Below are 591 nucleotides of genomic sequence, written 5' to 3'. Positions count from 1 at the left end.
TATCTAGATATATTTCAATATGTGGTTTTCAAGGTACGTGCGCGATGCAATCAGAAGCATGCACAATCATATGGAGAACTGTGTGGAAAGCTTGCTTTCCTAAGCAGTTTTTTATGTGATTGTATAGACGTGAAACGCCGTGACTGAGAAAAGCATTAGCTTTTCGAAGTGCTTCGTAACACTCGCAATAATTGTTTGTCCACTCAACTAAACTCACTTTCGTTTGTTCAGACTTGTGAACGGTCTCGCATTAAATTCAGTCTTCGTCTTACGACTCGTCCTCATTAAATTGCTTTCGACCAGTGGAGATGGAGAGATTCGAACTCTTGACCCCCTGCTTGCAAGGCAGGTGCTCTCCCAACTGAGCTACACCCCCATATTACTTGGATGTGGGTCTACCCTGTAAAAAGGCTATCCCTATATTTTAATTTTCTTTTTTCTTTTATCTAGCTCATCACCAAATGATAAACCAATGGGCTTAAGTGGACTCGAACCACCGACCTCACGCTTATCAGGCGTGCGCTCTAACCAGCTGAGCTATAAGCCCATAAATAATCTGGCACCCACCTGCTCTCCCATGCCGTCTCCAGC

2 tRNA genes are annotated in these 591 nt (G+C 43.8%); both read right to left on the bottom strand.

Annotated elements, in window-relative coordinates:
- Window positions 1-303: 303 nt before the first annotated feature.
- Window positions 304-376: transfer RNA gene (locus EFT72_RS18920), tRNA-Ala, on the bottom strand.
- A gap of 97 nt (window positions 377-473) precedes the next feature.
- Window positions 474-547, bottom strand: a tRNA-Ile gene (locus EFT72_RS18915).
- Between the last annotated feature and the right edge of the window lie 44 nt (window positions 548-591).

Origin of the sequence: Clostridium sp. E02 (assembly GCF_003833015.1) — a bacterium.
GTDB lineage: Bacteria > Bacillota > Clostridia > Lachnospirales > Lachnospiraceae > Lacrimispora.
This window is presented reverse-complemented; position numbering and strand designations above follow the sequence as displayed.